Genomic DNA, 544 nt, shown 5'->3' with positions numbered 1-544 from the left:
ATGACCGACATCGCCCGGGTTGCAGGGTGTTCGCAGGCCACCGTCTCGTTCGTGCTCAACAAGACGCCGGGCATAAAGCTTGCCGCCGAAACCCGCGAACGGGTGATAGAGGCGGCGCGCGCGCTCGGCTATGCTGCACCGAGTTTCGCCCATCTCGACACCGCAGATATCCTGACGCCTGCCATCGACGGCAAGATCGGCTTTGTCGTCGATCAGCTTGCGACCAGTCCGGAAGCGGTCGTCGCTATCGAAGGTGCGCGCCAGGCATCGTGGAATGCCGGCAATATCATTCTGGTCGCCCAGACACTCAACGACCCCGAGATGGAGCCCCGCACGATCCGCGCCCTGCGCGAGCACGGCATTTCGGCACTGATCTATATGGCGATCTTTACGCGCGAGGTGGTCTTGCCGGCGGCGGTCTACGAACTCGACATTCCGGTCGTTCTCATCAACTGCTACACGACGGACCATGCCTTTCCTGCTGTCGTACCAAGCGAGATTGCAGGCGGCCAGCATTCGACCCGTCATCTGATCCAGCATGGTC

The 544-nt window shown here is 61.6% G+C and carries 1 protein-coding gene; it reads left to right on the top strand.

Annotation, left to right across the window (positions count from 1 at the left end):
• On the top strand, positions 1–544 hold a 544-nt coding region (locus ACXJ5O_RS29430; RefSeq protein WP_457302983.1), incomplete at both ends, for a LacI family DNA-binding transcriptional regulator.

It is taken from the genome of Phyllobacterium sp. P5_D12, assembly GCF_054049495.1.
The sequence above is the reverse complement of the archived record's forward strand: the minus strand, read 5'-3'. Positions and strand labels throughout refer to the sequence as shown.